Source organism: Paraburkholderia sp. J11-2, from assembly GCF_905220185.1.
Classification (GTDB): Bacteria; Pseudomonadota; Gammaproteobacteria; order Burkholderiales; family Burkholderiaceae; genus Paraburkholderia.
Window position 1 is genome coordinate 246,181 of record NZ_CAJMYY010000012.1, and the last position, 7,228, is coordinate 253,408.

The window sequence follows — 7,228 nt, forward strand, 5'->3', positions numbered from 1 at the left end:
TCACAACACCGCCGCCAGGACGAACGTGAGGCCCAGCCCCAGCAGCGAAATAATGGTTTCGAGCAACGACCAGGTCTTGAACGTCTGACCCACGGTCATGCCGAAATATTCCTTGATCAGCCAGAATCCGCCGTCGTTGACGTGCGAGAAGATCAGCGAACCCGAGCCGGTGGCAAGCACGAGCAGTTCCGGCTTCACCGTCATGGCGCTGGCCGATGCGATCGGCGCGACGATGCCGCAGGCCGTGGTCATGGCGACCGTGGCCGAGCCCGTTGCGAGACGGATCAGCGCGGCGACGAGCCAGCCGAGCAAAAGCGGCGACAGATGTTCGTTCTGCGCCAGCTCGACGATCTGCTTCGACACGCCGCTGTCCATCAGCACGCGGCCAAAGCCGCCGCCCGCGCCCACGATCAGCGTGATGCCCGCGATCGGCGCGAGGCAGTCGCCGCAGAACTTCTGGATCTGCTCGCGCGTGAAGCCGCGTTGCGCGCCGAAGGTCCAGAAGCTTACCAGCACGGCGATCAGCAGCGCGACGTCGGAGGTGCCGATAAAGTGCAACAGATTGTTTGGCAACGTCTTGGGCGTGAACACGAGATCGGCCCAGCTGCCAACCAGCATGAGGATCACCGGCAGCAGGATCGTGAAGAGCGTGATGCCAAAGCCCGGCAGCTCGCTATCGGGCTTGGGGTCGGCTTTGCTCACGAACTGCTCGGAGAGCGGGTTGCTTTCCGGCAGCTTGATAAAGCGGTGAATGAAGAGCGCGAAAAGCGGCCCGGCGATGATCGCCGTGGGCACGCCCACGATCAGACCGTAAGCGATGGTCCGGCCGATGTCGGCGTGATACGCCTGCACGGCCAGCAGCGCGGCCGGGTGCGGCGGAATCAGGCCGTGCACGACCGAGAGCCCCGCCACCATCGGCAAGCCGATCAGCAGCAGCGACTTGCCCGTGCGCTTGGCGACGTTGAACGCGATCGGAATGAGCAGCACGAAGCCGACTTCGAAGAACACCGGCAGGCCGACGATGATCGCGACGAACATCATCGCCCAGTGGATGTTCTTCTCGCCAAACCAGCGAATGAGCGTCGTGGCGATGCGCTCGGCGCCGCCCGATTCCGCCATCATCTTGCCCAGCATGGTGCCAAGGCCCACCACGATGGCAATGTGGCCAAGCGTGTTGCCGTTGCCGGTCTCGAACGACTTGACGATTTGATCCATCGGCATGCCGACGGCGAGACCGAGCAGCAGCGAAACGATGATCAGGACGAGAAACGGATAAACCTTCAACCGCGTGATCATGAAGATCAGCGCGGCAATCGCGACGAGCGCGTAGATCAGCAGCGAACTGCCGTGGGCCACTCCCATGAGGCTCTTCTCCAGGTAGTTGTTCGAAGTCCTTTCAGCCTGTCCGGCACCACGTGTTTGCGCGTTGCGGCCGCGCACACGTCGAACCAGACGCAGGGCGAAAGGGGGCCGGCCGTCGCCGGGCCGGCGATTGTAGAGCTTATAACGACTTTTGGTGTGGCGTGCTTGAAAGACGAGCGAGCCGCGCAAAGCGTGCGCCTGAAAGGCGCCGTTTGCGCGGCTCGTTGCACACCCCTCGTACACGCGGGGGGTGCGGCATTCCAGTCATCGTTGCGCCGCAACATACGGCGCGTGCGTCAAGCAGAAGCGCGCGTTTATCGCACCGGGCGCGAAAGCTCGCTCGCGGCGTGCGCCAGGCGCGTGACTTCGTCCCAGTTCTGCGCGGCGATCGCCACCTTCGGCGTGAGCCACGAACCGCCCACGCACACCACGTTGGGCAGCGCAAGGAAAGTCGGAGCCGATTCGGCGCTGATGCCGCCCGTCGGGCAGAACTTGAGCGTCGGGAACGGGCCGTGGAACGCTTGCAGCATGTTCAGGCCGCCGGCAGGAACCGCCGGGAAGAACTTGACGATCTCGTAGCCCAGTTCCATCGCGACGATGATGTCGGTCGGCGTCATCACACCCGGCAGCAGCGGCAGACCCGCGTCGAGCGAAGCCTGATGGATCTCGCGCGTGAGGCCCGGCGAAACACCGAACTGTGCGCCGGCTTTCTTCGCGAGCGCGCAGTGCTCCGGCTTCGTGATCGTGCCCACGCCCACGACGATGTCCGGCGCGATCTTCGCGGCGCGCTCGATGGCTTCGAGGCCGGCCTTCGTGCGCAGCGTGATTTCCAGCACCTTCACGCCGCCCGCGTGGAGCGCGCGGGAAACGTGCTCGCCCTGCTCCGGCGTGTCGAATGCGAGCACCGGGATGACGGGACCCAGGCGGACGATATCGGCGACTGTGTTACTTGCCATGTTCAGGCTCCTTGATGATGAATTCAGTTCGCGGCGTGTGCCGGCGCATGGGCGGCCGCAGCGGCGGCTGCGGGTTCGGCCTGCTCGCCCACGAGCGGACCGAACACCGTCGCGCCCAGTTCAGCAGGCGCGGCAGTGGCGCGGAACACGCCGAACAGCTCGCGGCCAAAGCCCACTTCGTTGAGTTCCTGATGCGCGGGCTGCGCGACCGGGCGCGCGTCCCACTCGGCATCCTCCACTTCGATGTCGAGCACGCCTTCCACCGCGTCAATCACGATCGTATCGCCGTCGCGCACCTTGCCGATCGGGCCGTGCAGCAGCGTTTCCGGCGAAACGTGGATCACGGCGGGCACCTTGCCCGATGCACCCGACATACGCCCGTCGGTCACGAGCGCCACGTGAAAGCCCTTGTCCTGCAGCACGCCGAGCAGCGGCGTGAGGCGGTGCAGTTCCGGCATGCCGTTGGCGCGCGCGCCCTGGAAGCGCACGACGGCCACGAAATCGCGCTCGAGTTCGCCGCGGTCGAACGCTTCCTGCACGGCCTCCTGCGAATCGAACACGATGGCGGGAGCGCGCACCTTGCGGCGCTCCGGCGCGACAGCGGAAACCTTGATGACGCCGCGGCCCAGACGCCCCTGCATCAGGCGCAAGCCGCCGTCCGGCTGGAACGGCGTCGGAAGCGGACGCAGAACGGACTCGTCGGCGCTCTTCTCGACAGCCGGCACCCACGTGAGCTTGCCGTCGATGAGCTTCGGCTCCTCGGTGTAGTGACGCAGGCCACGGCCCGCGACGGTATTCACGTCCTCGTGCAGCAGGCCGCCGTCGAGCAGTTCGCGCACGAGGAACGCAATGCCGCCCGCCGCGTGGAAGTGGTTCACGTCGGCCTTACCGTTCGGATACACGCGCGCGAGCAGCGGCACGGCGTCCGACAGCACGTCGAAGTCGTTCCAGTCGATGATGATGCCCGCCGCGCGCGCCATCGCCACGAGGTGCAGCGTGTGATTGGTCGAGCCGCCCGTTGCCATCAGCGCGACGATGCCGTTGATCACGGCCTTTTCGTCGACCACATGGCCGATAGGCGTGTAGTTGCCGCGCTCGACGGTGAGTTCGAGCACGCGGCGAGCCGCGGCGGCGGTCAGTTCGTCGCGCAGCGGCGTATGCGGGTGGATGAAGGCCGAGCCCGGCAGATGCAGGCCCATGATCTCCATGAGCATCTGGTTGCTGTTGGCCGTGCCGTAGAACGTGCAGGTGCCGTGGCCGTGATAGGCGGCCGCCTCCGATTCGAGCAGCGCCGCGCGATCGCACTGACCCGTGGCGAACTGCTGGCGCACCTTGGCCTTGTCGTCGTTCGTGATGCCGCTCGTCATCGGACCGGCGGGCACGAAAATCGTGGGCAAATGGCCGAATTGCAGCGCGCCGATCAGAAGGCCCGGCACGATCTTGTCGCAGACGCCCAGGCACAGCGCCGCATCGAACATGTTGTGCGTGAGCGCCACGGCCGTGCTCATCGCGATCACTTCACGCGAAAAGAGCGACAGCTCCATGCCGGCGTTGCCCTGCGTGACGCCGTCGCACATCGCCGGCACGCCGCCCGCGAACTGCGCGACGCCGCCGCCTTCGCGCGCCGCCTTCTTGATGATGTCGGGGAAATCCTTGTACGGCGCGTGCGCCGAGAGCATCTCGTTATACGCCGAGACGATGCCGATGTTCGGTTCGCGAATCGACTTGATCGCGATCTTGTCGCGACCTTCGAGGCCGGCGAAGCCGTGCGCGAGATTCGCGCACGAGAGCGCGCCGCGCGCCGGGAACCGGTCCTGAGCCGCCGCGATGCGCGCCAGATAGGCCTCGCGCGTGGGCTTGCTGCGCTCGATCACGCGTTGCGTGACCTTCATCAACTGAGAATGCGGGGAAACCATCGAATCTCCTTCCTTCTTGTCTCGGCGGGGACGCTCGGGGCCGGATCGGGCGTGTTTTCGACGGTCCGATCAGCGATGGCGCGATGTTAGTAGAAAAACTACAAGCCGACAATCCCGGAAAGACCCTGGGAACGTAGCATTAAACGAACGCCTAGTCTCATTATGGGCGGGCCACACAGCGAACGACACCAGCCAGCCCGGAAAGAAGCAAACGGCGATCCTGTAGTTTTTGTACATAACCTCCGATCCGCTATAGTCCACGGATCTTTCAGCATAGTGCGAGTTTCCTGATGCTGCTGTCCCAGGTGAAAGCCATGCGCGAGCAATTGCGTCCTTCGGAGCGCAAGCTCGCCGACTACGTTGTCCAAGCCCCGCGCGAAGTGCTCGATCTTTCGATGACCGAGGTCGCCGAGCGCGCGGGCGTGAGCCAGCCGACCATCGCGCGGTTTTGCCACGCGCTCGGATTCTCGGGGTTCCGGGAGTTCAAGATCCGGTTGGCACAAGCGGTCGCCGCAGACCTGCCGACGGAGCATCCAGCCGTCTACCGCGACGTGAGCCCGGATGAACCGGTGCCGGGTGTCGCGGCCAAAGTGCTCGATCGGACGATCGGCGCGCTCGTTCAAGTGCGCAACAACCTTTCGACCGACTCGCTCGCCGCCGCCATCAATCTGCTCGCGCGCGCTTCGCGTATCGAGTTCTATGGCGCGGGCGGTTCGGGCATCGCCGCTCAGGACATGCAGCACAAGTTCTTTCGCCTTGGCATGCCGAGCGTCGCGTATTCCGATCCACATACGTTTCTGATGTCGGCGGCGCTGCTCGGTCCCGGCGACGTGGTCGTGACGATCTCGAACACCGGGCGCACGCGAGACATTGTGGACGCCGCGCGCACGGCGCTCGATCGCGGCGCGAAGGTGATCGCGATCACCCACGGCACCTCGCCGCTTGCGCGCCTCGCGAGCGTTGGGCTGCACGCAAACGTCGATGAGGACACCGACATTTTTTCGCCGATGACCTCGCGCACCTCGCATCTCGCGATCGGCGACATACTCGCGGTGGGCGTGGCACTGCAGCGGGGGCCGGAGCTTGCGGAAAAGCTTGCGGACGCGAAGGAGATCATCGCGAGGCGAAGGTTGGACGAGAAAGGCTGAGCGTTCGCGCCTCATATGGCGCGGCCCGCAGCAGACTTCGCTACAAAATAAAAAGCGGACCCCGAGGGGTCCGCCTTGCGTTTTGGCCCGAACTACGGGGCCGACCAACAGGAAAAGCGCGGCTTACCGGAAGCGGCCATACCGCTCCGCAACCGGTTGAGCCTCAAACGCTTACCACTGGTACGACATACCGCCGCCGAAGGTGGCGCCGCCACTCGACCCGTAACCACCGCCGAGCTTCACCTTGAGGTTCTGGGTGATACGAGCCGATGCACCCAGCGCCACGGCCTGATAGCCCTGGAAGTTGGCCGTACCGACGCCAACTGCGATCGTCTTGCCCTGATCGACGTCCGGAATCATCGTCAGCGCCGTTGCCGCCGCTACGCCGCTGTACGCGGTGCGCGCCACCGAGTTGACGTTGCTCTGGAGCGCGTTCAAGCCGCTCTGGAGCTGACCCATGTTCGCAGCGTCGGTCGGGTTGACGCCATTCGCGACGTTGGTGATACGGCGCTCGTTGCCTTGCGAGCCCACGGACACGGTGTTGTCCTCGTCCGCCACCGAGTTCGCACCCAGCGCGACCGAGTTGCTGCCCGTGGCCGAAGCCTTGTCGCCAATCGCCGTCGAATTCGCACCCGAAGCAATCGCACCGCCGCCCGCCGCGATCGAGTTCGTGCCTGTGGCCGAGGCCGCACCGCTCGTCGTGTTGGTCGACAGATACTCAGAACCGTTGACATTGATGTTCTGAATCTGCGTGGTCAGATTTGCGACGTCCTGGTTCGTTGCGTACAGCTGCGAACCGTTTACCGCGTCGAGACTATCGGCGCTCAACGTGCCATTGGCCACGTTGGTCAACGCGACGGCTGTCGTGGTGCCCGTGCCGCCCAGCGTGATCTTGTCGTGTGCAGAGGAGTCGTACTGGACGGCGTTTGCCACCTGGCCAGCGATGTTGGTCACCGTGTTCTCGATGTTCGTCACACGGCCGTCGAGGTTGGTGAGTGCCCCACCCACATTGTTGTAGGTGTTGCCGCCGATGTTGTACGTCGGCGCCGAGATCGAGCCATCCGTGTTCACAGTCGAACCACCGCCAAGGGAGCTGGCCGTGCTCGAGGCGAGGCCATAGAGCTGGCCGCCATTCACGGCGTCGGTGCTACTCGCCGAAACGGCGCCGGCCGCAAGGTTGTGAATCGCGACCGGCGTGGTCGAGCCAACGCCGCCGAGCGTGATCACAGTCTTCGACGTATCGTCGTACGCCACGAACGCGTTCGTCACGTTGCCCGACGTATCAATGTTCGCGCCCATCGCTTCAAGCTGTGCGACGTTCACCGCGTCGTTCGAGTCCACACCGTTCGCTACATTGTGCAGCACAACTGGCGCATGTCCCGAACCGCCGAACGTGACCGAGTTCATCGACGTGTCGTCGTATGCCACGAAGGCGTTGAGCAGGTTGCCCGATGCATCCGTCCTCGCGCCCAGTGCGTACAGTTGCGAACCGTTCACCGCATCAACGCTCGCAGCGCTCAACGCGCCGTTCGCCACGTTCGTCAGCGCCACCGGCGTGGTTGAACCTGCACCGCCCAGCGTGACCTTGCTCTTCGACGTGTCGTCATAGGCCACGAACGCGTTCGTGATGTTGCCCGATGCGTCGGTCGTCGCGCCCAGTGCGTACAGTTGCGAACCGTTCACTGCATCAACGCTCGCAGCGCTCAACGCGCCGTTCGCCACGTTCGTCAGCGCCACCGGCGTGCCCGAATCCACACCACCCAGCGTGACCTTGCTCTTCGACGTGTCGTCATAGGCCACGAACGCATTCGTGATGTTGCCCGATGCGTCGGTCGTCGCGCCCAGT

Annotated in this window: 5 protein-coding genes; 1 reads left to right on the top strand and 4 read right to left on the bottom strand. The window is 64.7% G+C overall.

Features of this window, described 5'->3' with window-relative positions; all coding sequences use genetic code 11:
- From U5A57_RS18945 to edd, 3 genes are all read right to left on the bottom strand, one after another.
- Positions 1-1,362 carry a GntP family permease gene (locus tag U5A57_RS18945; RefSeq protein ID WP_321913190.1) on the bottom strand — a complete coding sequence of 454 codons (1,362 nt, stop codon included), beginning with the start codon at positions 1,360-1,362 and terminating at the stop codon, positions 1-3.
- A 314-nt stretch (positions 1,363-1,676) separates the two neighbouring features.
- A complete protein-coding gene (gene eda, locus U5A57_RS18950) occupies positions 1,677-2,318 on the bottom strand; it encodes a bifunctional 4-hydroxy-2-oxoglutarate aldolase/2-dehydro-3-deoxy-phosphogluconate aldolase (RefSeq protein WP_321913191.1) in 642 nt (213 codons plus the stop codon).
- 23 nt (positions 2,319-2,341) lie between these two features.
- Positions 2,342-4,234: a phosphogluconate dehydratase gene (edd, locus tag U5A57_RS18955; protein ID WP_321913192.1), complete on the bottom strand. Its 1,893-nt coding sequence runs from the start codon at positions 4,232-4,234 to the stop codon at positions 2,342-2,344.
- Between the two features lie 290 nt (positions 4,235-4,524).
- Here edd and U5A57_RS18960 point away from each other — a divergent pair, with 290 nt between their 5' ends.
- Positions 4,525-5,382: a MurR/RpiR family transcriptional regulator gene (locus U5A57_RS18960; RefSeq protein WP_321913193.1), complete on the top strand. Its 858-nt coding sequence runs from the start codon at positions 4,525-4,527 to the stop codon at positions 5,380-5,382.
- Positions 5,383-5,553: 171 nt separating this feature from the next.
- On the opposite strand, the gene U5A57_RS18965 is transcribed toward U5A57_RS18960, so the two are convergent.
- On the bottom strand, positions 5,554-7,228 hold a 1,675-nt coding region (locus tag U5A57_RS18965; protein ID WP_321913194.1), incomplete at its 5' end, for a YadA family autotransporter adhesin.